This window comes from Burkholderia sp. BCC0044, from assembly GCF_902832955.1.
In the GTDB taxonomy this organism is placed as follows: Bacteria; Pseudomonadota; Gammaproteobacteria; order Burkholderiales; family Burkholderiaceae; genus Burkholderia.
In genome coordinates this window covers 173218-198114 of sequence record NZ_CADFDO010000002.1, presented here as the reverse complement: position 1 = coordinate 198114, position 24897 = coordinate 173218, and the positions used below count along the sequence as shown (strand labels likewise).

28 protein-coding genes, 1 tRNA gene and 1 pseudogene are annotated in these 24897 nt (G+C 68.3%); 23 read left to right on the top strand and 7 right to left on the bottom strand.

Features of this window, described 5'->3' with window-relative positions:
- The first annotated feature begins 43 nt into the window (after positions 1–43).
- The 7 genes from HWX14_RS09540 (at position 44) to HWX14_RS09510 (ending at position 5782) form a co-directional block, all read left to right on the top strand.
- Positions 44–1831 carry an SDR family oxidoreductase gene (locus HWX14_RS09540; protein WP_175882500.1) on the top strand — a complete coding sequence of 596 codons (1788 nt, stop codon included), beginning with the start codon at positions 44–46 and terminating at the stop codon, positions 1829–1831.
- 29 nt (positions 1832–1860) lie between these two features.
- Positions 1861–2766, top strand: a complete 906-nt coding sequence (locus HWX14_RS09535) for a metal-dependent hydrolase (protein ID WP_175882499.1) — start codon at positions 1861–1863, stop codon at positions 2764–2766.
- Positions 2767–2845: 79 nt separating this feature from the next.
- Positions 2846–3133 carry a hypothetical protein gene (locus tag HWX14_RS09530; protein ID WP_043180204.1) on the top strand — a complete coding sequence of 96 codons (288 nt, stop codon included), beginning with the start codon at positions 2846–2848 and terminating at the stop codon, positions 3131–3133.
- 389 nt (positions 3134–3522) lie between these two features.
- Positions 3523–3669 (top strand): hypothetical protein, encoded by a 147-nt coding sequence (locus HWX14_RS09525; RefSeq protein WP_175882498.1) that lies wholly within the window; start codon positions 3523–3525, stop codon positions 3667–3669.
- A 144-nt stretch (positions 3670–3813) separates the two neighbouring features.
- Complete coding sequence (locus HWX14_RS09520) at positions 3814–4407, top strand: DsbC family protein (RefSeq protein ID WP_175882497.1); 594 nt, start codon at positions 3814–3816, stop codon at positions 4405–4407.
- Between the two features lie 296 nt (positions 4408–4703).
- On the top strand, positions 4704–5063 hold the full coding sequence (locus tag HWX14_RS09515; RefSeq protein WP_175882496.1) for a DUF2917 domain-containing protein: 360 nt from the start codon (positions 4704–4706) through the stop codon (positions 5061–5063).
- 344 nt (positions 5064–5407) lie between these two features.
- Positions 5408–5782 (top strand): DUF2917 domain-containing protein, encoded by a 375-nt coding sequence (locus HWX14_RS09510; RefSeq protein ID WP_175882495.1) that lies wholly within the window; start codon positions 5408–5410, stop codon positions 5780–5782.
- 174 nt (positions 5783–5956) lie between these two features.
- Here HWX14_RS09510 and HWX14_RS09505 read toward each other — a convergent pair whose 3' ends face one another.
- On the bottom strand, positions 5957–6235 hold the full coding sequence (locus HWX14_RS09505) for a hypothetical protein (RefSeq protein ID WP_006480752.1): 279 nt from the start codon (positions 6233–6235) through the stop codon (positions 5957–5959).
- 809 nt (positions 6236–7044) lie between these two features.
- On the opposite strand from HWX14_RS09505, the gene HWX14_RS09500 reads away from it, so the two are divergent.
- On the top strand, positions 7045–8346 hold the full coding sequence (locus HWX14_RS09500; protein ID WP_174385246.1) for an NCS2 family permease: 1302 nt from the start codon (positions 7045–7047) through the stop codon (positions 8344–8346).
- Positions 8347–8591: 245 nt separating this feature from the next.
- On the opposite strand, the gene HWX14_RS09495 is transcribed toward HWX14_RS09500, so the two are convergent.
- Together HWX14_RS09495 and HWX14_RS09490 are read right to left on the bottom strand one after the other, a co-directional pair.
- Positions 8592–8879, bottom strand: coding sequence for a DUF1488 domain-containing protein (locus HWX14_RS09495; RefSeq protein ID WP_006480750.1), 288 nt, complete (start codon positions 8877–8879; stop codon positions 8592–8594).
- 248 nt (positions 8880–9127) lie between these two features.
- On the bottom strand, positions 9128–9403 hold the full coding sequence (locus HWX14_RS09490) for a DUF2964 family protein (protein ID WP_023477572.1): 276 nt from the start codon (positions 9401–9403) through the stop codon (positions 9128–9130).
- Between the two features lie 183 nt (positions 9404–9586).
- Between HWX14_RS09490 and HWX14_RS09485 the strand changes: the two genes are divergently transcribed.
- The 8 genes from HWX14_RS09485 to HWX14_RS09450 all read left to right on the top strand — a co-directional run bounded on the left by HWX14_RS09485 (position 9587) and on the right by HWX14_RS09450 (position 15019).
- Positions 9587–11482, top strand: coding sequence for a sigma-54-dependent Fis family transcriptional regulator (locus HWX14_RS09485; RefSeq protein ID WP_175882494.1), 1896 nt, complete (start codon positions 9587–9589; stop codon positions 11480–11482).
- An 84-nt stretch (positions 11483–11566) separates the two neighbouring features.
- Positions 11567–11869 carry a 2Fe-2S iron-sulfur cluster-binding protein gene (locus HWX14_RS09480; RefSeq protein ID WP_175882493.1) on the top strand — a complete coding sequence of 101 codons (303 nt, stop codon included), beginning with the start codon at positions 11567–11569 and terminating at the stop codon, positions 11867–11869.
- A 58-nt stretch (positions 11870–11927) separates the two neighbouring features.
- Positions 11928–12422, top strand: a complete 495-nt coding sequence (locus HWX14_RS09475; RefSeq protein WP_175883540.1) for an SRPBCC family protein — start codon at positions 11928–11930, stop codon at positions 12420–12422.
- Positions 12423–12514: 92 nt separating this feature from the next.
- Positions 12515–12892 (top strand): DUF2946 domain-containing protein, encoded by a 378-nt coding sequence (locus tag HWX14_RS09470; RefSeq protein WP_175882492.1) that lies wholly within the window; start codon positions 12515–12517, stop codon positions 12890–12892.
- A gap of 291 nt (positions 12893–13183) precedes the next feature.
- Positions 13184–13549 (top strand): copper resistance protein CopC, encoded by a 366-nt coding sequence (locus HWX14_RS09465; protein ID WP_175882491.1) that lies wholly within the window; start codon positions 13184–13186, stop codon positions 13547–13549.
- Positions 13550–13641: 92 nt separating this feature from the next.
- Positions 13642–14085: a copper chaperone PCu(A)C gene (locus HWX14_RS09460; protein WP_175882490.1), complete on the top strand. Its 444-nt coding sequence runs from the start codon at positions 13642–13644 to the stop codon at positions 14083–14085.
- A 32-nt stretch (positions 14086–14117) separates the two neighbouring features.
- On the top strand, positions 14118–14291 hold the full coding sequence (locus tag HWX14_RS09455; protein WP_175882489.1) for a hypothetical protein: 174 nt from the start codon (positions 14118–14120) through the stop codon (positions 14289–14291).
- A 98-nt stretch (positions 14292–14389) separates the two neighbouring features.
- Positions 14390–15019 (top strand): LysE family translocator, encoded by a 630-nt coding sequence (locus HWX14_RS09450; protein ID WP_175882488.1) that lies wholly within the window; start codon positions 14390–14392, stop codon positions 15017–15019.
- A 13-nt stretch (positions 15020–15032) separates the two neighbouring features.
- Here HWX14_RS09450 and HWX14_RS09445 read toward each other — a convergent pair whose 3' ends face one another.
- Positions 15033–16346 carry a leucine-rich repeat-containing protein kinase family protein gene (locus HWX14_RS09445; RefSeq protein ID WP_175882487.1) on the bottom strand — a complete coding sequence of 438 codons (1314 nt, stop codon included), beginning with the start codon at positions 16344–16346 and terminating at the stop codon, positions 15033–15035.
- Between the two features lie 143 nt (positions 16347–16489).
- Between HWX14_RS09445 and HWX14_RS09440 the strand changes: the two genes are divergently transcribed.
- Positions 16490–16574, top strand: a tRNA-Leu gene (locus HWX14_RS09440).
- Positions 16575–16648: 74 nt separating this feature from the next.
- Here HWX14_RS09440 and HWX14_RS09435 read toward each other — a convergent pair.
- On the bottom strand, positions 16649–17521 hold the full coding sequence (locus HWX14_RS09435; protein WP_175882486.1) for a LysR family transcriptional regulator: 873 nt from the start codon (positions 17519–17521) through the stop codon (positions 16649–16651).
- A gap of 141 nt (positions 17522–17662) precedes the next feature.
- Between HWX14_RS09435 and HWX14_RS09430 the strand changes: the two genes are divergently transcribed.
- Both HWX14_RS09430 and HWX14_RS36725 read left to right on the top strand, forming a co-directional pair.
- Positions 17663–18904, top strand: coding sequence for an MFS transporter (locus HWX14_RS09430; RefSeq protein ID WP_175882485.1), 1242 nt, complete (start codon positions 17663–17665; stop codon positions 18902–18904).
- Positions 18905–18936: 32 nt separating this feature from the next.
- A pseudogene (locus tag HWX14_RS36725) lies at positions 18937–19105 on the top strand (salicylate biosynthesis isochorismate synthase); the annotation flags it as partial.
- Positions 19106–19118: 13 nt separating this feature from the next.
- On the opposite strand, the gene HWX14_RS09425 reads toward HWX14_RS36725, so the two are convergent.
- Positions 19119–20003 carry a LysR family transcriptional regulator gene (locus HWX14_RS09425; RefSeq protein ID WP_175882484.1) on the bottom strand — a complete coding sequence of 295 codons (885 nt, stop codon included), beginning with the start codon at positions 20001–20003 and terminating at the stop codon, positions 19119–19121.
- A 78-nt stretch (positions 20004–20081) separates the two neighbouring features.
- Between HWX14_RS09425 and HWX14_RS09420 the strand changes: the two genes are divergently transcribed.
- Positions 20082–21383, top strand: coding sequence for an aspartate aminotransferase family protein (locus HWX14_RS09420; protein ID WP_175882483.1), 1302 nt, complete (start codon positions 20082–20084; stop codon positions 21381–21383).
- Between the two features lie 68 nt (positions 21384–21451).
- On the opposite strand, the gene HWX14_RS09415 is transcribed toward HWX14_RS09420, so the two are convergent.
- Positions 21452–22201 (bottom strand): SDR family oxidoreductase, encoded by a 750-nt coding sequence (locus HWX14_RS09415; protein WP_175882482.1) that lies wholly within the window; start codon positions 22199–22201, stop codon positions 21452–21454.
- A 41-nt stretch (positions 22202–22242) separates the two neighbouring features.
- Between HWX14_RS09415 and HWX14_RS09410 the strand changes: the two genes are divergently transcribed.
- The 3 genes from HWX14_RS09410 (at position 22243) to HWX14_RS09400 (ending at position 24603) form a co-directional block, all read left to right on the top strand.
- On the top strand, positions 22243–23220 hold the full coding sequence (locus HWX14_RS09410; RefSeq protein ID WP_175882481.1) for an AraC family transcriptional regulator: 978 nt from the start codon (positions 22243–22245) through the stop codon (positions 23218–23220).
- 73 nt (positions 23221–23293) lie between these two features.
- Positions 23294–24151, top strand: a complete 858-nt coding sequence (locus tag HWX14_RS09405) for an AraC family transcriptional regulator (protein ID WP_175882480.1) — start codon at positions 23294–23296, stop codon at positions 24149–24151.
- Positions 24152–24195: 44 nt separating this feature from the next.
- A complete protein-coding gene (locus HWX14_RS09400) occupies positions 24196–24603 on the top strand; it encodes a DUF2000 domain-containing protein (protein WP_175882479.1) in 408 nt (135 codons plus the stop codon).
- Positions 24604–24897: the final 294 nt, after the last annotated feature.

Below are 24897 nucleotides of genomic sequence, written 5' to 3'. Positions count from 1 at the left end.
CCCACCCGCTCCCCCTCCCGACTCCCTGAACGACGGACTCACGATGCAGCCTCTTTCCGACGAAGCGCCGCTGGCCCTGTTCGAATCGGTTCACAGCGAAACGGCGGTCGCCTCCGGCGACCTGACGCTCGCGGTCAGGACCTGGGGCGACCCGGCCCGCTCGCCGGTCGTGCTGGTGCACGGCTATCCCGACGACAGCAGCGTCTGGCAGCACGTCGCGCCGCTGCTCGCGCGCCAGCACTACGTGATCGCGTACGACGTACGCGGCGCGGGCCTGTCGGGCGTGCCGACGCGCACGGCCGACTACCACCTCGCGAAGCTGACCGACGATTTCGTCGCGGTGATCGATGCGCTCTGCCCGGGGCGCGCGGTGCACCTGGTCGCGCACGACTGGGGGTCGATCCAGGGCTGGGAATTCGTCACCGATCCGCGTCTCGCCGGCCGCATCGCGTCGTACACGTCGTGCTCGGGGCCGTGCCTCGACCACGTCGGCTTCTGGCTGCGCGAACGCGTGCTGCGCCCGACGCCCGCGTCGCTGGCCAAGCTCGGCGGCCAGCTCGTGCGGTCGTGGTACGTATACCTGTTCCATCTGCCGTTCCTCCCCGAGCTCGGCTGGCGGCTGTGGCTCGGCCGCGCGTGGCCGGGCCTGCTGCGCCGGCTCGAAAAAACACCCGCCGCGCCGCGCCCGACCCAGGCCGACGACGGCGCGCGCGGCGTGCGCCTGTATCGCGCGAACTTCATCCGCTGCCTGTTCGCGCCGCGCGAACGCTACGCGCATGCACCGGTGCAGACGATCGTGCCGCTCGGCGACAAATACGTGAGCCCCGCGCTGTCCGAGAACCTGTCGCGCTGGGTGCCGCAGTACTACCGCCGCGAAGTCGCGGCCGGCCACTGGCTGCCGCTCGCCGATCCCGCGCGCTTCGCGGATCTTGCCGGGCAATTGATCGACGCGGTCGAATCCGGCGACGAACCGCCCGCGCTCGCGAACGCGCGCCGCCGCGCCACCAGCGGGCGCTTCAGCGGCAAGGTCGCGGTCGTCACCGGCGCGGGCAGCGGGATCGGCCGCTGCGCGGCGCTGGCCTTCGCACGCGAAGGCGCAACGATCGTCGCCTGCGACATCGATCTCGCGAGCGCCGAACGCACCGCGCTGCTGATCGGGCTGACCGGCGCGCAGGCCCATGCGAAACGCGTCGACGTCGGGTCCGCCGACGAGATGGAAGCGCTCGCGGCGTGGGTCGGCAGCGAACTCGGCGGCGCGGACGTCGTGATCAACAACGCGGGCATCGGCATGGCCGGCGGCATCCTCGACACGAGCACGCGGCACTGGGAGCGCATCCTGCACGTGAACCTGTGGGGCGTGATCCACGGCTCGCGGCTGTTCGCGCAGCAGATGGCCGCGCGCGGGACCGGCGGGCACATCGTCAATACCGCGTCGGCCGCCGCGTTCGGGCCGTCCCGCGACCTGCCCGCGTATGCGACGACGAAGGCCGCGGTGCTGATGCTCAGCGAATGCATGCGCGCGGAACTGGCGGAGCAAGGCATCGGCGTGACGGCCGTGTGCCCCGGTTTCGCGGAGACAGGAATCATGGCGTCGACGCACTACGCGGGCGCCAACGCCCAGGACGAAGCGCGGCTGCGCAAGCGCGCGACGAAGCTGTACCAGATGCGCGGCCTGAAACCGGAAACCGTCGCGCAGGCGATGGTGGACGGCGTGCTGCGCAACCGTCCCGTCGTCGCGGTCGGCGGCGAAGCGCACGCGCTGCGCTTCGTCGGCCGCTTCATGCCGTGGCTGGGCCGGATGATCGCCCGCGTCAGCATGGCATCGCATTGACGGCGCACGACGCCGCACAGGGAGACAACATGACCGATACCGCCGACTACCACAAGATCAGGGCCCGGCACGTGAAGTTCGACTTCAGCGACACGCCGATTACCTGGGTGCCGAACGATCCCGGCAGCACGCACATCATCAACACGCTGAACCTGCTGTTCCCGGAAGGCGAGCTGTGGTTCTGCCGCGTGTACAACAAGGCGCTGCCGCTGATCGCCGATGCGCGGCTGCGCGACGAAGCCGAAGGCTTCCTGCGGCAGGAGGCCGTGCATTCGCGCTCGCACGGCGGCGTGCTGAAGCACTACTACGACCGCCACGGCATCGACACGAAGCCGTTCACCCAGAAGCTCAACCGGCTGTTCACGCGCGTGCTGGGCGAGCAGCCGCTCGGGCTGAAAATCGGCCATACGCGCTTCTGGCTGCGGCAGCAGCTGGCCGTGATCGCGTCGCTCGAGCATTTCTTCGGCTATCTCGGCAACTGGGTGCTCAACGCGCACGGCCTCGACGAAGGTAAAGCGGACCCGACGATGGTCGACCTGCTGCGCTGGCACGGCGCCGAGGAAGTCGAGCACCGCACCGTCGCGTTCGACATCTACCGGCACCTGGGCGGCACCTATCCGGAACGCTGCGTGCACATGGCGTTCGTGATCCTGCTGCTGCTCTACTACATCACGACCGGCGCGAAGTTCATGTACCGGCGCGACCCGGACGCCGGCCGCTACCCGGGCTTCGTGCTCGCGTGGTGGCAGGGTTCGCGGCGCGGGCACCTGCCGTCGTTCTGGAAGGTGATCGGCGCGGCGCTGCGCTATTTCAAGCCGGGCTATACGCCGCACCACGAAGGCTCGACCGAGCAGGCGCTCGCCTACCTCGCCCGCTCGCCGGCCGCGCAGGCGGCCGCGCACGGCGGCAACTGGGGCACGACGAAAGGCGCGTGACCGGGCTTCCGGCCGGTTCGGCGGGCGGCGTCCGCCGAAATGCGTACAATCGCGGCTTCAATTTCCCGGAGGTGCCGCGATGGCCATGAAGAAAACCGATCTCGAAAAGAACAAGGCGCTCAAGCTGACGCACGCGATGAAACAGTCGGGCTCCGCGCGTTTCGGCAAGGGCGCCGACGATGCCGCCAAGCTGGACCGCCGCGCGCAGCGCAAGCTCGACCAGGAGCAGGGCCTCGTGCCGTTCGCGTGCAAGCTCAACGCCGAGCTGGTCGAACAGTTGAAGGCACGCGCGGCCACGCACCCGGAAGGGATGACGGGCCTGCTGTCCGAACTGCTCGTGAACGGCCTCGCGCAACGCGACGCGTAACCCGCGCCCGCATCGAAAACTGTCGTCGACGTCACCCCCGCGCGGCGACGCGCTCGCTCGCATGCCCGCGTTCGCGCTCATCGCCATCGCCATCGCCATCGCCATCGCGATCCATCGCCGGGCACACGCACGAAACGGTGCGTCATCGGTGGCGCGGGTGCGTTAGCGCGCCGAGCAGTACCGCCGCCCCTCACACAAGGCCTCGCCGGAAACGGTCGAGGCTTTTTTTCGAGGTTGCGCGCCAGCGGGAAAGGAGCCGAAAGCACCCGCGTATTGAGATTCTTTTCAGGAAGTTGGTTGCATCGATGCGGCGTAGACACAATACGAATCCCGAACGCCTTGTGTCACCCGAAAAGGCTTTCCCACCCATCGAAACCGGAGATTATCTAATGGACGCATCCCGACTCATACTTGCTCTCGCCGCGGCATTCGCCGTCAGCGGCACCGCCGTGGCCTGCGACGACCCTCACCACGACGCGTCCGCTGCCCAGCAGCAGTCCAGCGCCGAGGCGAGCACGGAAGCAGCCAGCCATTGAGCGCCGCGCCGCGCCCGAACAAGCCGGCGTGATGCCCGGTCGGCCGGGCATCACCGACTCGCTCACGGCTTGCTCCGAACCGGACGCGCACTCGTTTGTCGCGTGGTGTGCGGATCTTCCACAGTATTCGCATACCGAATCGACATGACCAAACGAACGCTGCTCCAGTGGGCCGTGCTTTCGAGCCTGCTCGCGAGCCTCCCCTCCATCCTGAACGCGGCGCCCGCACCGGCAAGTCACGGCGCGTCCGCGGCGTCTTCCGGCGGCGCGATCACGCTTCCCCCCGGCACCCGCATCGCGGAGCGCGACACCGGCCGGATTCTGGCGTCGATGGCGCGCGACCACGCGATCAAGACGGTCCGCGGCAACGGCAAGCGCACGCTTTACGTGTTCTCCGATCCGGATTGTTCCCATTGCAAAAGACTGGAGCGCACGCTTGAACGGATCGACAACGTGACCATCCACACCTTCCTCTACCCGCTCGAGGGACTCCATCCGCAGGCCGCCGCGCATGCGCGCGGCGTCTGGTGCGCGAATGACCGGAATGCGGCGTGGAAAGCGTGGATGATCGACAACGTGCCACCTGCCGCCGGCACGTGTGCCGCGCCGCTCGCGCCGATCCGCTCGCTCGGCCTTGCGTTGGGCCTGCGCGGCACGCCGACCCTGTTCAACGCGAACGGCCGCATGACGTCGGGTGCGGTTTCCGCACCCGCCATCGAAACGTTGCTGAACGACTGAACCTGCTCGAAGAAATGCGCGCATCGCCCGCCGTGCGCGGCGACGGGATGCAGCAGGTGCGACATTTCCGTTGACATCGCTGCGCGGCCACGACACACTCGTTCGCATGCTCATGCTCAAGCCCGTCGCCATCGCGCATAAAAACCGAGTGAACGCCCACCCGCGGCGATCACCGAAGGCGCTTGTGCGTTAGCATCGAGATTCAGTCACGCATGTCACAAGGCCTCGCCGGAAACGGATGGGGCCTTTTGTTTTGGTGCGCGTCATCCCGCCCGGCTCAACGGATGGAGATGACGATGGACCAAGCAAGCCGGCTGGTTGTCTGCCCCGATCGGTGCCGCACCGATACGATCGCATTGCCGAGCATCGAATTGCATTTCATGGTCGCGCCGCGCAAGACGCTGACGTGGCGCGCGCAGCACGACGCCGAGATCCGCGTACACGACGCCACGCTGTGGATCACGCGGCTCGGCAGCATCGACGATTACTGGCTGCGCGCCGGCGACGTGCTGCGCGTGCAGCGCGGCGATCGCGTGTGGATCGGCACCGGCGACGACCAACCCGCCGAAGCGTCGATCACGACCGTCTACGCGATGCAGCGCGATCCATGGCTTGCGCGTGCGCTCGCGTGGATGCGCGACCGGCTGAGCGGGTGACGTCGAAGTCGCGCATGTCGCACGCATCGCCGCGCCCGCGATCCCGGTGCGCAACGCCATCATGAAACGCCGCACGCGCGCGGCGACGCATCGCCCGCGCATATCTCGAAAATAGTCGTTGACAACGCCGCACGCCGACAACAAAATCATTCGCATGCCTACGTTCAAGCTCATCGCCATCGCGATTCATTGCCCGGTGAACATTCGAAAGAATGGATCACGGGAGGCGCTTGTGCGTTAGCAATCGAGCAGTACCGCATGTCACACAAGGCCTCGCCGGAAACGGATGAGGCCTTTTTGTTCTGGTGCGCGTCATCCGTCCGGCTCACTGAATGGAGAAGACGATGGACCAGGCAAGCCCGCTGTTTGAACGCCGCGATCGGCGCCATGCCGGCACGATCGCGTTACCGACCGTCGTGATCCGTTTCGCGGTCGCGCCGCGTACGACGATGACCTGGCGCGCGCCGCAGGATGCGGAAATCCGCGCGCACGGCGCGGCGCTGTGGATCACGCGCCCGCCGGGCGTCGACGATTACTGGGTGCGGCCCGGCGACGTGCTGCGCATCGCGCGCGGCGAGCGCATCTGGCTCGGCACCGATGCCGACCGGTCGGCCGAAGCGACGATCACGACCGCGTACGTGCGGCGCGGCGAACGCGTCAGGCGCATGCTCGCGCAAGTGCAACGTTTGCTCGTCGGGATAGGGAGAAGCAGCGGATGAGCGGCGTGCCGTTTCGCACGCGTCATGCACGCGACACGCGGAACGGCCGCGACCGGAAATGGGCGCACCCGCGGCGCAACGCGCCGCAGGTGCGCATCGAAAGACGCGGCACGCCACTGCGTGCCGCGAGCGATCGCGCGCCGTGCGCAGCGACGGGATGCAGCAGCAGGTGCATCAGGTGCTGGCGGCGAGACGCGGGCCCGTGCTTCGTGGAGTGGAATCGAGGTCGGGGCGTTGCGCGGCCTGCGAGGTCACCCACGGATCGATGCCCTGCTTCTGCACCTCCTCGAGGAATGACACACGTGTGCGCCAGTAATCCGCCTGTAATTTCGCATCGATGACGCGCTGTTCGGCTGCGAACAGTTCCATGCGCGCCGTCACGAGCATCGACGCGGCGGTTTTTTCCGGCGTGGGGGCGTGTCGCATCGCCCAACGGCTGATCCAGTTCAACATGCTGACCTCCGTGATTACGGACGAACCCGCATCGGGCAATCGCAATCGGCCGTGCCTGCCCGAACGCGCAACGGCCTTGACCGCCATTCACCGCCTGGCCTGCACGGACTGCGACTCCCCCGCGTCGGCAATGACCGGCCGGCGTGTGCATGCGCGGTGTATCTATCCTAGAAAGACTTGCCGGTTTACGCGATGGGGTCTTGCAATCTTTTACACAGAAACCACAGTCGCCCCCGCATCGCGAAATGACAGTTGCGGACGGGACGGCTTCGGCGCACGATAGCCCGATCCCTGCGACCGCCTGGACTGACGATTGGCCGCCGCACGTCGTTGCGGCGTCGTGTATCCGCACCGGCGGCATACGTGCGTGCGTTCCGCCAACGCGCCGCCTGCACCGTGTTCGTGCAGCATGCGGGCGCGCCGTTTCAGTCGCATGTCGTCGCGCGCCGGCTACACGAGGCGCAGCCGGCGTGCCGTTGCGCACGCATCGGCCGCGTTGCGCGCGCATCGGTCGGTCTCGCCCGCCTGCCCCACGCCCCTTCCGCTCGTTTCCCCCGTTTCTGCCGTTTCTGCCGGCCCGTGCCGCGCGAACCGGTAAAATGCGCGCCTTCGCCGCACGGGCGGGGTGCCGGACCGTTCGCGCGCAGGCAACCGATCGTGCCCTCCAACTATATCGTCCGAGCTATCCGCGCTATTACAATCCGCCGATAGCCGGACAATAGTGGCTGGTTACAGTTAGCCGGCCGCGCTGCCTGTACAACAATTCGGCACAACAATCAACACGACAACCCGACCGGAGAAACGCCTTCATGGAATCCATCAAGCGGTATTTCGGCTTCGCTGAAGCCGGCACCGATTTCCGCACCGAAATACTCGCGGGCGTCACCACGTTCCTGACGATGGCCTACATCATCTTCGTCAACCCCGCGATCCTCGGCGACGCGGGCATGCCGAAGGAATCCGTGTTCGTCGCGACCTGCCTCGTCGCGGCGCTGGCGTCGATCATCATGGGGCTGTACGCGAACTACCCGATCGCCTGCGCGCCCGGCATGGGCCTGAACGCGTATTTCGCGTACACGGTCGTCAAGGGGATGGGCTTCACGTGGCAGGCCGCGCTCGGCGCGGTGTTCATCTCCGGCTGCCTGTTCCTGCTCGTCACGCTGTTCCGCGTGCGCGAGGCGATCGTCAACGGCATTCCGAAATCGCTACGGATTTCCATTACCGCCGGTATCGGCCTGTTCCTCGGCATCATCTCGCTGAAGACGTCCGGCGTGATCGTCGGCAACCCGGCCACGCTCGTCACGCTCGGCGACCTGCACAAGCACGAGACGATCCTCGCGATCGTCGGCTTCTTCACGATCGTCACGCTCGACCACCTGCGCGTGCGCGGCGCGATCCTGATCGGCATCATCGGCGTGACGATCCTGTCGTTCTTCTTCGCCGGCAACCAGTTCCACGGCGTGTTCTCCGCGCCGCCGTCGATCGATGCGACGCTGTTCAAGCTCGACATCGGCGCCGCGCTGTCGACCGGCATCATCAACGTGATCCTCGTGTTCTTCCTCGTCGAGCTGTTCGACGCGACGGGCACGCTGATGGGCGTCGCGAATCGCGCGGGCCTGCTGGTCGAAGGCAAGATGAACCGCCTGAACAAGGCGCTGCTCGCCGACAGCACGGCGATCGTCGCGGGCTCGGTGCTCGGCACGTCGTCGACCACCGCGTATATCGAAAGCGCATCGGGCGTGCAGGCCGGCGGCCGCACCGGCGTGACGGCGATCACCGTCGCGGTGCTGTTCCTCGCATGCCTGTTCATCGCGCCGCTCGCCGGCGTCGTGCCGGCCTACGCAACCGCGCCCGCGCTGCTGTACGTGTCGTGCCTGATGCTGCGCGAGATGGTCGAGGTGCCGTGGGACGATGCGACCGAAGCCGTGCCGGCCGCGCTGACCGCGCTGCTGATGCCGTTCACGTACTCGATCGCGAACGGCGTCGCGTTCGGCTTCATCGCGTACGGCGGCCTCAAGCTGCTGACGGGCCAGGCGCGCACGGTCAAGCCGATCGTCTGGATCATCGCGGCCGTGTTCCTGTTCCGCTTCTTCTATCTCGGCAGCGAGTGAGCGAAGTACGTCGCCGCACGGCACGATGAAATGAAAAAACGCCACCTTCGGGTGGCGTTTTCGTTTTCGCGCGATTGTTCCGCGATCCTCACGAATCGACGCGCCTGACCGTGCCGACGCGCAGGCCATCCCGCACCGCCCGCATACGAAAATGCCGCCCGGCCCACCGAACGGCATTGCGAGAAAGGCAACGTCTTCGCGTGCGCCGCGCCCCGGGCGCGCGCCGCCGGACGGGCGTCGTGTCGTCAGCGCCAGTTGGCCTCGTAGAAACGCACGTAGCCGCTGCGCAGCGTCACGCATTGGGCACGCGTTTCCGACAGCAGGCGCCGTGCGGCCGCCTCGATGCGCTCGCGGTGCTGGTCGAATGCGCCGACCATGTCCTCGAAGCGCGGCGATGCCGCGCCGAAGTGGTCTTCCAGCGCCTCGGCGGTGATCTGACATTGGACGCGCTCGCCATTGACCAGTGCCGTGAACGCCAGCATCAGGTCACGCCCCGAATACTCAGGCTTCTCGTTCGTGAAATGGATCTGCATAAGAGCCGCCCCGACCGGTAGAAAACGAATGACCGCGTCCGTCGTCCGCTACCGGCCGGACGAAATGTACGCGGGCTCGCCGGCGGAGGCCCCGGCCGCGGAGTGTGGCGCGGTCGATGCATGCCGGTTGAATTCCACTTTAGACGGTTTCGCGCGGGACACAAAAATTTCGGTGTGCGTCGTTCCGACGCGCATTTCGTCTGATCTGCGCGGCATCCGGCACCGTTTCGGACAACCGGAAAACGGCGTCAGTGCGGATCGGTCGGCCAGACGTTGAGCGCGATCGCGGCGGTCGTGACGCCCACCGCGATCGCGGCCGCCCCGTATCTCACCGCATCGGTCAGATCGAACAGCAATCCGTGGATCGCCACGGCAATGCCGCCCAGCATGATGAACGTGGCGATGGCCGCCAGCACGACTCTCAGTTCCGCTCGAACCATGATGCGTCTCCCGAACGGATGCATGTCGCGTCGCATGCATGTTGCACTGCGGAACACGGCGCGTGCGTGCTCCATTTCCATCATTGCAGGCGGGCGCTTAAAAGCAAGGGGATTTTGTTGGCAGTCGCGCATCGCACGTGGCGCTTGTATGATGATGCGTGCCCGGACGGACGGCTGTCGCGCCGAATGGTGCGCCGCGAGCGGAGACGCACTCCGCCGCCGATTCCGATCCGGTCGCCCGACGGCCCCGGGAACAGGAGACACACCATGCCGCAACCCTTCGTGCTGCCCGCCACCGCGGGGCGTACCGACCTGCTCGCGCAGGCGCATGCGCGTTCGACCGCGGTCGGCCTGCGCGCGCACGAACGCCCCGATTTCGCGCCGCTGTCGCGCGTCGCGCTGCGCGCACTGCTCGACACGAACCACACGCTGTTCTCGCACGCCCGCCCGGTGATGGAGGATCTCCACGCGCAGATCGCCGAGACGCAAAGCCTCGTGCTGCTGACCGACGCCGACGGCGTGATCCTGCACAGCATCGGCGACGCCGACTTCATCGAGAAAGCCAACCGCGTCGCGCTGTGCAACGGCGTGTCGTGGGCCGAAGGCGCACGCGGCACCAACGCGATCGGCACCGCGCTCGCGTCGGGCCAGGCCGTGGTCGTGCACGGGTCCGAGCACTTCCTGCGCGCGAACCACATCCTCACCTGCGCGTGCGCGCCGATCGTCGATCCGTTCGGCCGCACGCTCGGCACGCTCGACGTGAGCGGCGACCCGCGCGGCGCCAGCCCGCATACGCTCGCGCTCGTGCGGATGTCCGCGCAGCTGATCGAGAACCACCTGTTCGCGAACCAGTGCGGCGAAGCGTTGCGGCTGCGCTTTCACGCCCACGAGGATTGCGTCGATTCGCTGTTCGCCGGGCTCGTCGCATTCGGCCCCGACGGCGGGCTGATCGCCGCGAACCGCAGCGCGCAATTCCAGCTCGGCGCATCGTTCGACGCGCTGCAGCATCAGGCCAGCGACGCGTTGTTCGGCATGCGCTTCGGCCAGCTCGCGCAGCAAGCCGCGCGCGCGCCGGGCGCCACGTTCCGCCTCACGCTGTCGACCGGCGTGCGCGTGCTCGCCCGCTGCGAATTCCCCGAAGCGCAGAAAACGACCGTCGCGGTCACGCCGCCCGCACCGGCTGCGCGCGTGCGTGCGCCGGACCCCGACGCGATCACGTTCGCGACGCTCGACACCGGCGACGCACGCATGGCCGCCGTCCTGGAACGCGTCGCGAAGATCCGCGGGCGCGACCTGCCGCTGCTGATCCTCGGCCAGACCGGCACCGGCAAGGAATGGCTCGCCCGCGCGCTGCACCAGGCGTCGCCGCGTGCGGACGGCCCGTTCGTCGCGGTCAACTGCGCGGCGCTGCCCGATTCGCTGATCGAGGCCGAGCTGTTCGGCTATGAAGACGGCGCGTTCACGGGCGCGCGCAAGCGCGGCAGCCCCGGCAAGATCGCGCAGGCCGACGGCGGCACGCTGTTTCTCGACGAAATCGGCGACATGCCGCTCGCGCAGCAGGTGCGGCTGATGCGCGTGCTGCAGGAGCGCGCGGTGATGCCGCTCGGCGGCGCACGCGCGGTGCCGGTCGACGTGCGGGTGGTGTGCGCGACCCACCGCGACCTGCGCGCGATGATCGCGGAGGGCACGTTCCGCGAGGATCTGTTCTACCGGATCAACGGGCTCGCGGTCACGCTGCCGGCGCTCGCCGCACGCACCGACCTGCCGGCGCTCGTCGAGCGGATCCTCGCGCGGCTCGCACGCAGCGAGCCGATGCCGCGCCGTCTCGCGGCCGACGTGCTCGACGCGTTCGCCCGCCACCGCTGGCCCGGCAACCTGCGGCAGATGACCAACGTGCTGCGCACGGCCGGCATGCTCGCCGAAGACGAAGCCGAGATCACGCTCGCGCATCTGCCCGACGATTTCTGGCTCGACTGCGACGATGCGCCGGCTATGCCGGAAGCAGCCACGCCGGCCGGCAAGCGCGAAGGCACGACGCTGCAAAGCCATCAGGCCGCGATGATCGATGCGGTGCTCGCGCGGCATGGCGGCAACGTATCGGCGGCCGCGCGCGAGCTCGGCCTCGCCCGCAATACCGTGTACCGGTATCTGCGGCGGCACTGACGCCCACGGCTGGCGGCCGTCGGCCGCCGCGGCGGCTTCGGGTATGCTTGGCGCGTTGCCGCCGAACCACCGCCCGCTTCAGTCATGACCGATCCAGACCACCCGCCCGTCGTGCGCATCGAGCCGCTCGGCGCGACCTTCGACGCGCCCGATGCGCTGACCGTGCTCGAAGCCGCCGCGTTCGCGCGCGTGTCGCTGCCGCGCTCGTGCCGCAACGGCACGTGCCGAAGCTGCCTTTGCCGGATCGTCAGCGGCAGCGTACGCTACACGATCGAATGGCCGGGGCTCAGCCGCGACGAAAAGGCCGACGGCTATACGCTGCCGTGCGTGGCCGTCGCGACGTCGGACCTCGTGCTCGACGTGCCCGACGCGGTCATGCTCGACTAGACGCGGCGTGCGGCCGCGCGCGTCGTCCTGCAACGCTCGATCCTGCATGGAGATCATGATGGTCCAGCAAACCGATCGCATCGAAAAACAGACATTGCTCGCCGCGTCGCCCGACCGCGTGTGGGCAGCCGTGAGCAATTCCGGCGAATTCGGCCAGTGGTTCGGCGTGTCGTTCGACGGCCCGTTCGAGGCCGGCCAGCCGCTGTTCGGCCGCATCACGCCGACCCGCGTCGACGACGACGTCGCCAAGGCGCAGGAGCCCTACGCGGGCACTGTGTTCGAAATCGTCGTCGACCGCATCGAGCCGCAGCAACTGTTCTCTTTTCGCTGGCATCCGTTCGCGATCGATCCGGATTTCGATTACGCGTCCGAGCCGATGACGCTCGTCACCTTCACGCTCGCGGCGCAAGCCGGCGGCACGCTGCTTACGGTCACCGAAACGGGTTTCGACCAGTTGATCGAGGCGCGTCGCGCGACGGCGCGCGACATGAACGACCAGGGCTGGGCCGCGCAGATGACGCTGATCGCGAAGTACCTGGCGCTGCATGCATAGCGCGCCGCTACGCCGCACGTCGGTGCCGACCGGCGAACCGACGTGCGTGGCATAATCGCCCGCATCGTCGTCCACCCGCCGCCGCGCATCGCATGCTGAGTCGTCGTCTCCGGAAGATCGGCAGTCTGATCGGGATGCTCGCCATCCTGATGACGGCGCTCGCGCCGACGATCTCGCAGGCGCTGACCGCGCAGGGGCGCGTCGACGCGCTGCTGGCCGGCTACTGTTCGGCCGCGCCGGCTGCCGGCGACCGCTCCGCCGATGCGCCGACGAAAAGCCTGCAGGCCCATCTGCAGGCATGCGGCTACTGCAGCCTGCTTGCCCATACGCCCGCGCTGCCCGCCCCCGAACTGACGTTCGCGGCCCACGTGCACACGATCGAGCATCGCGCGGCAACCCGCTTCGAAAGCCTGCGCCGCGCGCTGCCGCTCACGGCCGCGCAACCGCGCGCCCCGCCATTCGCGTCCTGATCCGTCGTCATTGCACGTGATGCCGTAGCGCATCCGTGCAGCCCGCGCACGCTGCCCGCGTGCGCGACGTGTCACGTTTCGAAGGACGATCATGTCTCACCCTGCTGCGCACGGCGTCGTGCCGGGCGCACGGTTGGCCGCCACCGGTTCGGATTGCCGTGCCGGCATTCGCCCGCATGCGAATGTCCGGCCTCGCACGTCCGCGCCGAGCGCCGCCGACCTCGATGCCGCTCGCGCGGCCGTCCGTCGAATCCGTCTTTTCCATCCGATTCGTCACTCGCTCATCCAGCCATGAAAACCGTCACTTTCGTTCGCGGCGCACTCGCCGCACTCGGCTTCGTCGTCATCCACGCCGCGTATGCGCATGCGCTCCCGAAAACGCAGGACCCGGCCGCCAACGCCACGCTGTCGAGCGCGCCGCACGCGGTCACGATCGATTTCGGCGAGGCGCTCGAGCCCGCGTTCAGCTCGATCGCCGTGACCGACAGCCAAGGGCAATCGGTCGTCGACGGGAAATCGGCCGTCGACGCCGGCAACCGGAAGCGGATGCACGTCGCACTGGCGAGCCTGAAGCCCGGCACCTACACGGTCGCGTGGATCGCGGTGGCCAGCGACGGCCATCGCACGCACGGCCGCTACGCATTCACGCTGAAGTAACGCATGTCACGCACGCGATGCGCATCGGCGCTTCGTGCCGATCGCATTCGCATCGATGCCCTCGGCATCGCACCCGATAAGGAGAAAAAACGATGAAACGCTCGATTCCGACCGCCCTGCTCTTGGCGCTGGCGCTGCACGCGTCCGCCACGTTCGCCGCGCCCGCCATCCAGGCCGATGCGTGCTGGATCCGCACGATGCCGGCGACGGTGCCGTCTTCCGGCTATTTCACGCTGAAGAACGACGGCGATGCGCCCGCGACGCTGACCGGTATCGACACGCCCGCATACGGGATGGCGATGGTGCATGAAACGCAGACGAGCGGCAGCACCGCGAAGATGGTTCACGTCGACTCGGTCGTCGTGCCCGCACACGGCACGCTGACGTTCAAGCCGAAGAGCTATCACGTGATGCTGGAGGAGCCGCGCAAGGCCGTCGCGCCCGGTGCAAAGGTGCCGCTCCGGCTGCACTTCGCGGACGGCTCGACCGTGCCCGTGACCTGCGACGCGAAGGCGCCGACCTACGCCGGCCAGTAACGCCGCCGGCCTCACGACCGAAGGAGACGCACTTGAAAAACCGCCTGCCACTGGCCGACCTGATCGTCCGCTACCGGACGCCGCTGAATGTCGCGGTACTGCTCGCCTGCGGGTTATGGGCCGCATGGATCGCGTGGATGACGCGGCCGGCCGCCATCGATACGCCGCCGTCGATTCCCGCGTACTGCATGCGCGACGCGCGCTGACGCGTCGCGACCGCACGGTTCCGGCGGCGGCCCGCGCCCTTATTGGCGTGCCATCATCGCTTCATCCCAACCGCCGGAACCGCCTCTCGGAGCGCCGCATGTCCATTCAGACCTGGATGCTGTTTGCCGCAGCCTATCTCGCCACGACGCTGTCGCCGGGGCCCAACGTGCTGCTCGTGCTCCGCAACACGGTGCGCTACGGCGCGCACGGCACCGCCGCGACGATCGCCGGCAACCTCGTCGCGCAGGGCGTGGTGGTGGTGCTCGTCGCGCTCGGCGTCGGCGCGGTGCTGGCCGCGATGCCGCCGCTGTTCGTCGCGATGAAGGTGATCGGCGCCGCGTACCTGATCTTCCTGGGTATCCGGCAGTTGCGCGGCGACCGCAAGGCCGCCGCATCGAGCGGCGCGGCGGAGATCGCCGTGCCCGATCGCCGGAAGCTGTTCCGCGAAGCGCTGTTCGTGTCGGGCAGCAATCCGAAGACGATGATCTTTCTCTCCGCGTTCATGCCGCAGTTCATCGTGCACGACCGCCCGCTCGCGCTGCAGTTCGTCGTGATGTACGCGACGATCGCGTGCACGGTCCTGGTCGTTCACAGCGTCTATTCGGCCGGCGTGCGCCGCCTGCATCGCGGCGTCGGCATGAGCCGTGCGGTGCGCGCGCTCAAGCGTGCGAGCGGGCTGCTGTTCGTCGGGCTCGGCATCAAGCTGCTGACCGCGCGGCAGGCGTAAGCCGCGCCACCCGTCAGCCCATGCGAGCGGCCAGCGCGGCCGTGATCTCGTCGAACGACGGCCGTGCGTCGACGTCCTCGTTCACGCACGCCGCCGCCAGCGCATCGAGCGCGCCGGCGTGCGGTTCGCAGCGCTCGAGCAACTCGCCGAGCAGATAGCCGAACGCGCGCACTTCGAGCCGCTCGAACCTCGCGCCGCGCGTGCGCTCGTTCACGTCGTACAGCGACGCCGCGCCGAAATCCCCGAGCAACGCGCCGCCTGCGCCGTCGTGCAGGATGTTGTGCGCATACAGGTCGCCGTGCATGATGCCGCGCGCGTGCAGATGGCCGGCGACCGACGCGATGCCGTGCGCGATCCGCAATGCCTGCGCCGGCTCGAATGTCGCATCGGCGGCATAGACATCGCGCGTGCACGACGCGAAGCTCGGCGGCCCGGCGAGGTTCGTCAGCGCGGGATCGACCTGCTCCATCACGAGGCCGTGCGTGCCGTCCGGATGCCCGCGCAGCTTGCCGATCACCGGAATCAGGTTCGGATGACGGCCGGCATGCAGGCACGCGGCCATTTCGCAATCGGGCAGGCCGTCGCTCGTCACCGCGCCCTTGAACAGCTTGACCGCGACCGTCCGCGGCGACTGGGGCTCCGCATGCCACTGCGCGCGATAAATGACACCCGACGCGCCTTCGCCCAGTTTCCGTTCACATGAAAGCTCGGCCCAATCGATCTCCGTCACGTCCGGCCCGGCGGATGCCGCGGCCTCCGGCGCCGCGCCGAACGGATTGCCGGCAACGGCGAGCCACGCGAGACGCGGCAGGTGCAGCAGCCAGTCGGGCAGCGCGTCCAGCCGGTTCGCCGACAGGCGCACCAATTCCAGCGCGCGGCACGCGGCCATTTCCGCGGGTAGTGCACGCAGCTGATTGCCGGCAAGCATGAGCTTCTGCAACCGCGCACAGTCGCCGATATCGGGCGGCAGTTCGTCGATTGCGTTGTCGGTCAGGATCAGCCAGCGCAGCGCACGCGGCAGCGCGCCGCGCGGCACGGTGCGGATCCGGTTCGCCTTGAAGCCGATCATGTCGAGTCGTTCGCACGCGCCGAGCACGTCGGGGAAGGCGGTGAAGCGGTTGCCCGATGCGAACAGGATGCGCAGGCGATGCAGCCGCGGCAGGTCGTCCGGCAGCGCGGACAGCGCGTTGCCGGTCAGGTCGAGCACTTCGAGCGTGTCGGCCAGATCGAAGATCTCGCGCGGAAATTCGGTCAATCCGCACGCGAGCTTGAGTTGCCGCGCGCCCGACAGTTGTCCGGCCTGCAGTTGTTCGAGGGTGTGGGTCACGGGGAGAAAACGGGTGGCGGTTGCGGGGACCCGTCGGGTCGATCGGACGAATTCTACCGGGATCGATTGCATGTCAGTACACGACCTTGTCATACCCCCTTCACAAACGCGAAAGGTGACGTTAGAATTGCGCCCCTTGCAGTGCCGACGTGGTGAAATTGGTAGACACGCTATCTTGAGGGGGTAGTGGCGAAAGCTGTGCGAGTTCGAGTCTCGCCGTCGGCACCAGATGCGTTTTCCTCGCATTCCAGCATTTCCGAAACCCGCGACAGCACACGGCTTCGCGGGTTTTTTGTTGTCCGCTACGCGAGCAGCAGAAAATTCCGCACCACCGCGGACGGCTCGTCGCAGCGCGACGCAATCGCGAGCCTGGCGCGAAACCGGTTGCCCGCGAACGGCCGGTACACGACCCCGGGCACCTGCACCTGCGTGATCGCCTTCGGCACGACCGACACGCCGAGGCCGGCCGCCACCAGCGTCACCGCGGACGCGATCTGCGGCGCCGGTTGCCCCATGCGCGGCTCGAACCCGGCAGCCTTGCACGCGGCGACGATATCGTCGAACAGCGCGGCGCCGGCCGCGCGCGGCACCTGCACGAACGACTCGTCGGCGAGTTCCGCCAGATCGATGCGCCGACGCTGCGCGAGCCGATGCGCGACGGGCAGCGCGACGAACATCGGCTCCTCGTCCCAATCGGATACCCGCAGCGTCGCGGCCACGCGGCGCTCGGGCCGCACGATCACGACGTCGAGGCGCCCGGCCTCCAGCGCCTCCAGCAGCACGCCCGACGTCGCTTCCTGAAACGTCAGCTCTGCATCCGGAAACGCCTCGCGAAAGCGGCGAATCAGATCCGACACTTTCGGATTGAACGCGGCCGTCCCGGTGAAGCCGACCCGCAGATGCCCGGTTTCCCCGCGCGCGGCGCGCCTGGCCGCCCGTGCCGCGCGCTCGGCATCGTCGAGCACGCGCCGCGCCTCTTCCGCGAAGACCTCGCCTGCCAGCGTCAGCTCGGCGCCGCGCGCGGTTCGCTTGAACAGTTCCACGCCCAGTTCGTTCTCGAGCGCCTTGATCTGCTGGCTCAACGGCGGCTGGCCGATGCCGAGCGCGTCGGCGGCCTTCGTGAAATTCGATGCGGCCGCGACGGCCAGAAAGTAGCGGAGATGCCGGAGTTCCATACGTGACGTGACCTCGCGGTGTGAGTCGGGCTGGCTTGTCAGCCAGTGTTGAAACATATTGCTGCGGTTCATTTCATATATTGGACATATACATGACCGTGCGCAAGAATTCGTGTATTCCGTCGCACATCGAGTGCCTCCATGTCCTCCGCTTCGATTTCCCCCTCCGTCCCCGGCACGCAGAACAGCGCGCCCGATGCGCTGCCGGCCGGCGTGTCGCCGCGCTCGGCCGCGTACAAGCGCATCGCGTTCGCACTGTTCCTCGCCGGCTTTTCCACTTTCTCGCTGCTGTACTGCGTGCAGCCGCTGCTCCCCGCGTTCGCCCGCGAGTTCAACGTCGGCGCGGCGTCGAGTTCGCTGTCGCTGTCGTTGTCGACCGGGCTGCTCGCGGTGTCGATCCTGTGCGCCGGCGCGCTGTCCGAGCGGGTCGGGCGACGCGGGCTGATGTTCGCGTCGATGACGCTGGCCGCGCTGTTCAACCTGCTCGCCGCGCTGTCGCCGAACTGGCACCTGCTGCTGCTCTGGCGTGCGCTCGAAGGCTTCGCGCTGGGCGGCGTACCGGCGGTGGCGATGGCCTATCTCGCGGAAGAAATCGCCGCCGACGGGCTCGGCTTCTCGATGGGGCTCTATGTCGGCGGAACCGCGTTCGGCGGCATGATCGGCCGGATCGGGATGAGCGCGCTCGAGGAGCACTTCTCGTGGCGCACGGCGATGCTGTCGATCGGCGTCGTCGACCTGCTCGTGGCGCTCGCGTTCGTGATGCTGCTGCCGGCCTCGCGACGCTTCGTGAAGCGCACCGACCTGACGCTGCGTCACCACCTGCGGCTGTGGCATGCGCAACTGCGCCACGCGCGCCTGCCGTTCGTGTTCGCGCTCGGCTTCCTCGTGATGGGCGCGTTCGTGACGATCTACAACTACGCCGGGTTCCGGCTCATGGCGGCGCCGTTCAACCTGAGCCCGACCGCATGCGGGCTGATCTTCGGCGCGTACCTGTTCGGGATGGTGTCGTCATCGAGCGCCGGCGCACTCGCCGATCGGCTCGGGCGGGCGCCGGTCCTCGTCAGCGGCATCGTCGTGTTCGCGGCGGGCCTCGCGCTGACGCTGTCGCACTCGCTCGTCGCGATCGTCGTCGGCATCGTGCTCGTGACGATCGGCTTCTTCGTCGCGCACTCGGTCGCGAGCGGCTGGGTCGGCGCACTCGCGGGCGCCGCGAAGGGGCATGCGGCTTCGCTGTATCTGCTGGCCTACTACGTCGGGTCGAGCGTGCTCGGCTCGGTCGGCGGCGCGTTCTGGCAACGCGGCGCGTGGGCGGGCGTCGCCGCGTATGTCGCGGTGCTGCTTGCCGTTGCGTTGGTGGCTGCGCGGCGGTTGAGCCGCGGTTGATGCGACGCCCGACGACGATCGCGCGCTCGACGCTGTTCGCGGGCTGCGGCATCGTCGCCGAGTCCGAGCCGGTCAACGAATATCAGGAAACCGAACTGAAACTGTCGGGCATGCAGGCGGCGATCCGCGTGCGCGATGCGGACGCGGATCGCCGGCAGGCGTGGCCGCACACAGGTGTCGGCGTCGTCGATGGTCGACTGATTCGCATCGACCATCAAAGCAACGGCAGCGTCTGCCGGATATGGTCGGCGAATGCAGCCGTCAGGTGCGACGGCCGCTTCCGGTCGAACCGCAGCGTAATGCCCACAGCCGGCAACGGCGGCAGGTGCGGATCGCCGTTGACGATCGCGAGATCGGCCGGCACGGCCGTCTGCGTCATCACCGCGAACGCCTGCCCCGAGCGCACCAGCGCGATCAGCCCGGCGAGGCTGCTGCTCGCATACGCGACGCGATAGTCGCGGCCGGCGCGATGCAACGCGTCGCAGGCCGCGAGGTGATCGAGCGTATCGCGGTCGGACAGCGCGAGCGGCAGCGGATCGAAATGCGCGGGTTCGAGCCCCGGATAACCGATCCAGACCAGTTGCTCGCGGCGAATGATGTCGTCGGTCGCGCCGTCGTCCGGCACGGAAATCATCGCCAGATCGACCGCGCGCTTCTCCAGGTGTTCGACGAGCCGCGGCGTCGGCCCGCAGACGACTTCGACGATCGCCTGCGGATGCTGGCTCGAAAACTGCCGCAGCAGCGACGGCAGCCACACTTCCGCGTAATCGTCCGGGCAGCCGAACCGGATCGTCCCCGACAGCCCCGTGCCGCACAGGTCGGCCATCGCCTCGTCGTGCAGCCTCAGGATGCGCTGCGCATGCACGAGCAGCCGCTCGCCCGGATGCGTGAGCACCACACCGCGGCCGGTACGCTGGAACAGCGGCTGGTCGACGGCCGCTTCGAGCCGCTTCATCTGCTGGCTGAGCGCGGATTGCGTGCGGCCGACGCGCGCGGCCGCACGGCTCAGCGCGCGCACCTCGGCGATCGCGACGAACGAGCGCAGCAGGTCGATTTCGAGCGAAAGCGCCAAGGTATTAGCCTCCTTTCTAGCTTGCATTAGAACTATTCGTTTCCATCAAACCAGACGCGCGCCTAGACTGCAAGCGATCCCTGCCCTTTGCTCCGGAGACGCCCGATGTCCCTGAACGACGACGCAACCTTCTGGCGCAACGCCAGGCAGCACCTGGTCCGCTACGGCGGCACGTTCGAGCCGATGATCGTCGAGCGCGCGAAAGGCAGCTTCGTCTACGACGCCGACGGCCGCGCGATCCTCGATTTCACATCGGGCCAGATGAGCGCGGTGCTCGGCCACAGTCATCCGGAGATCGTGTCCGTCATCGGCGAATACGCGGGCAAGCTCGATCACCTGTTCAGCGGGATGCTGTCGCGGCCGGTCGTCGATCTCGCGACGCGCCTCGCCGACATCACGCCCGCCGGGCTCGACCGCGCGCTGCTGCTCAGCACCGGCGCGGAGTCGAACGAGGCGGCGATCCGGATGGCGAAGCTCGTCACCGGCAAGTACGAGATCGTCGGCTTCGCGCAGTCTTGGCACGGGATGACGGGCGCCGCCGCGTCGGCCACGTACAGCGCGGGCCGCAAAGGCGTCGGCCCGGCGTCGGTCGGCTCGTTCGCGATTCCGGCGCCGTTCGCGTACCGGCCGCGCTTCGAGCGCAACGGCGCGTACGACCCGCTCGCCGAACTCGACTACGCGTTCGACCTGATCGACCGCCAGTCGAGCGGCAACCTCGCCGCGTTCATCGCGGAGCCGATCCTCAGTTCGGGCGGGATCATCGAGCTGCCGGAAGGCTATATGGCCGCGCTCAAGCGCAAGTGCGAGGCGCGCGGGATGCTGCTGATCCTTGACGAGGCGCAAACGGGCGTCGGCCGCACCGGCACGATGTTCGCGTGCCAGCGCGACGGCGTGACGCCCGACATCCTGACGCTGTCGAAGACGCTCGGCGCGGGGCTGCCGCTCGCGGCGATGGTCACGTCCGCGGCCATCGAGGAACGTGCGCACGAGCTCGGCTACCTGTTCTACACGACGCACGTGTCCGACCCGCTGCCCGCGGCGGTCGGCCTGCGCGTGCTCGACGTCGTGCAGCGCGACGGCCTCGTCGCGCGCGCGACCACGATGGGCGACCGCCTGCGGCGCGGGCTGCTCGACCTGATGGAGCGCTTCGACTGCATCGGCGACGTCCGCGGGCGCGGGCTGCTGCTCGGCGTCGAGATCGTCAAGGATCGCCGCACCAAGGAGCCGGCGGACGGCCTCGGCGCGAAGATCACGCGCGAGTGCATGAATCTCGGGCTCAGTATGAACATCGTGCAATTGCCTGGCATGGGCGGCGTGTTCCGGATCGCGCCGCCGCTGACCGTCAGCGACGAAGAGATCGACCTCGGCCTGTCGCTGCTGGAGCAGGCGATTAGCCGCGCGCTTTAACGCGCTTCACCGCGCCACTCGGTCCGTCGCACCGGTTCAACCAGCCGGCGCGACGGATTCCCTCTCGTTCAACCCGCTTCCGCCGCCCACGCTTGCGCATCGGCGCCAGCCGGAATGCGCATCGGGCTCGACGGATCGGTCGCCGCGCGCCACACGGCTTCGGCGACGTCCTGCGCGTGCGTGATCGGCCCCGACGCATCGAGCATCCGCGCGACGGCCTTGCCGACGAAGTCCGCATACGCTTCGTGCTCGAAGCCGTGCATGTTGCCCCGTGCGTTGTCCGCGAAACGCGTGTCGGGCGCGCGGCCCGGCAGCACGAGATGCGCGCGCACGCCGAACGGTTCGAGCTCGGCCGCCATCGATTCGGTATAGGCATTCACCGCCGCCTTGCTCGCGCGATACGCGCTGACCAGCGGCAGCGCCTTCAGCGTGACGCTCGACGTGACGTTCACGACCACGCCGGCGCCGCGCGCGCGAAACTGCGGCAGCACGGCCTGCGTCACCGCGATCGTGCCGATCGTGTTGGTGTCGAACAGCGCGCGCACCGTGTCGAGCGGCGTGAGTTCGGCCGGCGCGGCCGCGCCGAAGCCCGCGTTGTTGACGAGCACGTCGATCGGGCCGGCGGCGTCGATCGCGGCGCGGATGCTGTCCGCGTCCGTCACGTCGAGCGGCAGCACGCGCAAACGCGCCGACGGCGGCAGCACGTCGTCGGTCGACTTGCGCATCGTCGCGACGACCTGCCAGTCACGCGCCAGAAAATACCGCGCGATTTCGAGGCCGAAGCCGGAAGAACAGCCGGTGATCAGTACGGTCTTCATGCGAACTCCTCGGGTGTGTTGAGCATGTGTTCGTACGATAGATGGCGGGAGCCGTATTCGCTACAATCGACAATCCGCTTTTCTTTTGCGAGAGTCCGGCAATGATCGACCCGTTGACCGAAGTCGTGACGCTGCTGCAACCCGGCGCGCGATACGCGAAGTACGTGCGCGGCGCGAGCCCGTGGGCGATCAATCGCACGGTCGCCGGCGAGCCGTTCTATTGCGCGGTCCTCGACGGCGGCTGCCGGATCGCGATCGACGGGCACGCGCCGATCGAGCTGCTGGCCGGCGATTTCATGCTGATTCCGGCGGCTTACGGCGTCGCGATGTCGAGCCTCGAACCGCCGCCGCCGGGCGTCGACACCGCGCCGCCGGTCATGCTCGAGCACGGCGAATACCGGATCGGCGACCCCGCGAACCCGGTCGACACGCGCATGATGGCCGGCAACTGCAGCTTCGGTTCGCCCGACGCGGCGCTGCTCGTGTCGCTGCTGCCCCGCTTCGTGCACGTGCGCGGCGAGCCGCGGCTGACGACGCTCGTGCAACTGGTGCGCGACGAATCGCGCGCGCAGCGGCCTGCCCGCGAGATCGTGCTGGCGCGCCTGCTGGAAGTGCTGCTGATCGAGGCGATGCGATTCACGACCGGCACGCACGCATCGCCCGGCCTCGTGCGCGGGCTGGCCGACAGCCGGCTCGCGGCAGCGCTGCGCCGGATGCACGAACGCCCCGCGCACCCGTGGACGATCGTCGAACTCGCGAAGGAAGCCGCGCTGTCGCGCTCGACGTTCTTCGAGCGCTTCAGCCGCGCGGTCGGCGTCGCGCCGATGGAATACCTGCTCACGTGGCGCATGGCGCTCGCGAAGGATCTGCTCCGCCGCAACGAAGGCCGCATCGCGGAAATCGCGGCACGCGTCGGTTACAGCTCGGCGAGCACCTTCAGCGTCGCGTTCGCGCGGCATGTCGGCCGACCGCCCGCTCAATATGCGCGCGACGAACAGGCGACGGTGAGCGAATCATGAATCGCACTCGCCTTCCCCGTGCCGCCACCAGCCACCCCGTTCCGTCACGCGACGACGACATACGAGGCACCCGATGACGACAGGCGCCAAGGTCGTCGGCACGACCGACCACTGGCTCGTCGCGCGCCGCGATGCGGAAACCGGCATCGAAAGCCTGCACGCGCATTTCAACGGCCATGCGTACGATGCGCACGATCACGACGACATGCTCGTCGGCTTCACCGAACAGGGCGTGCAGCGCTTCCAGTGTCACCGCTCGCTGCATACGAGCGTGCCGGGCCGCGCGATCCTGATCGAGCCGGGCGCGATGCACGACGGCCACGCGCCCGAAGCCGGCGGCTTCACGTACGGGATGCTGTACCTGCCGCAAGCATGGGTCGAGCGCGCCGCGCGCCGGCTCGACCTGCCGGGCCTCGGCGGCGTCGAAGCCACGTTCGGCCATACGCTCGTCGACGATCGCAGCCTCGTCGACGCGATCCGGAACGCCTTCTTCGCGATCCACGACGACGAAGGCCGGCTCGCGCGCGACCAGACGCTCGATCGTCTGCTGACGCGGCTCGGCAGCCAGCTAGGCGGCCCGCTCACGCTGGAAAGCAGCGTCGTGCCGCCCGCGATCGCACGCGTGCGCGACCTGCTGCACGAGCACATGGACGGCAACATCGGCCTCGACGAACTCGCGAGCGTCGCCGGCATCGACCGGTTCCGGCTGACGCGGATGTTCCAGCGCGCGTTCGGCACGTCGCCGCACGCATACCTCGTGCGCTTGCGGCTGCGCGCCGCGCGCAAGCTGCTGGCCGCCGGCCGCACGCCCGCGCAGGCGGCGGCGGACGTCGGCTTCGCCGACCAGAGCCACCTCGGCCGCTGGTTCCGCCGTGCGTACCGGATCACGCCGGCCGCGTACCGACAACTCTGCACAAACGTTCCAGACTGATCGCGCACGACGTCCGATCATGGGCGCTCCAACCAGGAGCAAGCATGTTCGATACCAAAGTAGCGCTGATCGTGCGCGACGATCTCGCCGCGTGGCAGAAACTCAATGTCGTCGCATTTCTCGCGACGGGCGTCGCGGCCGGCGCGCCCGACGCACTCGGCGAGCCTTACGAGGATGCGGCCGGCCGCCGCTACGGCCGGATGCTCGGCCAGCCGATGCTGGTGTTCGCGGCCGACTTGAACGGATTGCAGGCCGCGCACCGGCAGGCGCTGTCGCGCGAACTGACGATCGTGCCCTACGTGCGCGCGATGTTTTCGACCGGGCACGATGCGGCCAACCGCGCGGCGTTTCGCGCCGAGGATGCGGACAATCCCGATCTGGTCGGCCTGGCGTTGCACGGGCCGAAGAAGGCCGTCGACAAGGCGGTGAAGGGGCTGGCGTTGCATGCGTGAACGCCGGCGTGCGCGGTTCGTCGCCGCCGGTCAGCGATGCGCGAGCCCGTCGACCGGTCCGCGCCGCCCGCCGGGATCCGTGTAACGGATTGAACACCACCGAAACACAATGCAACCCGATACGAACACATTGAACACCGCGGTTGCCGATCAATTCGCAGTCCGTATATTTTTCCGGCTTCAGAAAAAAATACGGCGTCTCCGTGCTCGCAGCGACTATGCTTGTGCTACGGGAATACGCGCCTGTGCCGGGCACGCCGATACTCCCCGCAGCAGTCCGCCGTGATCTCAGTG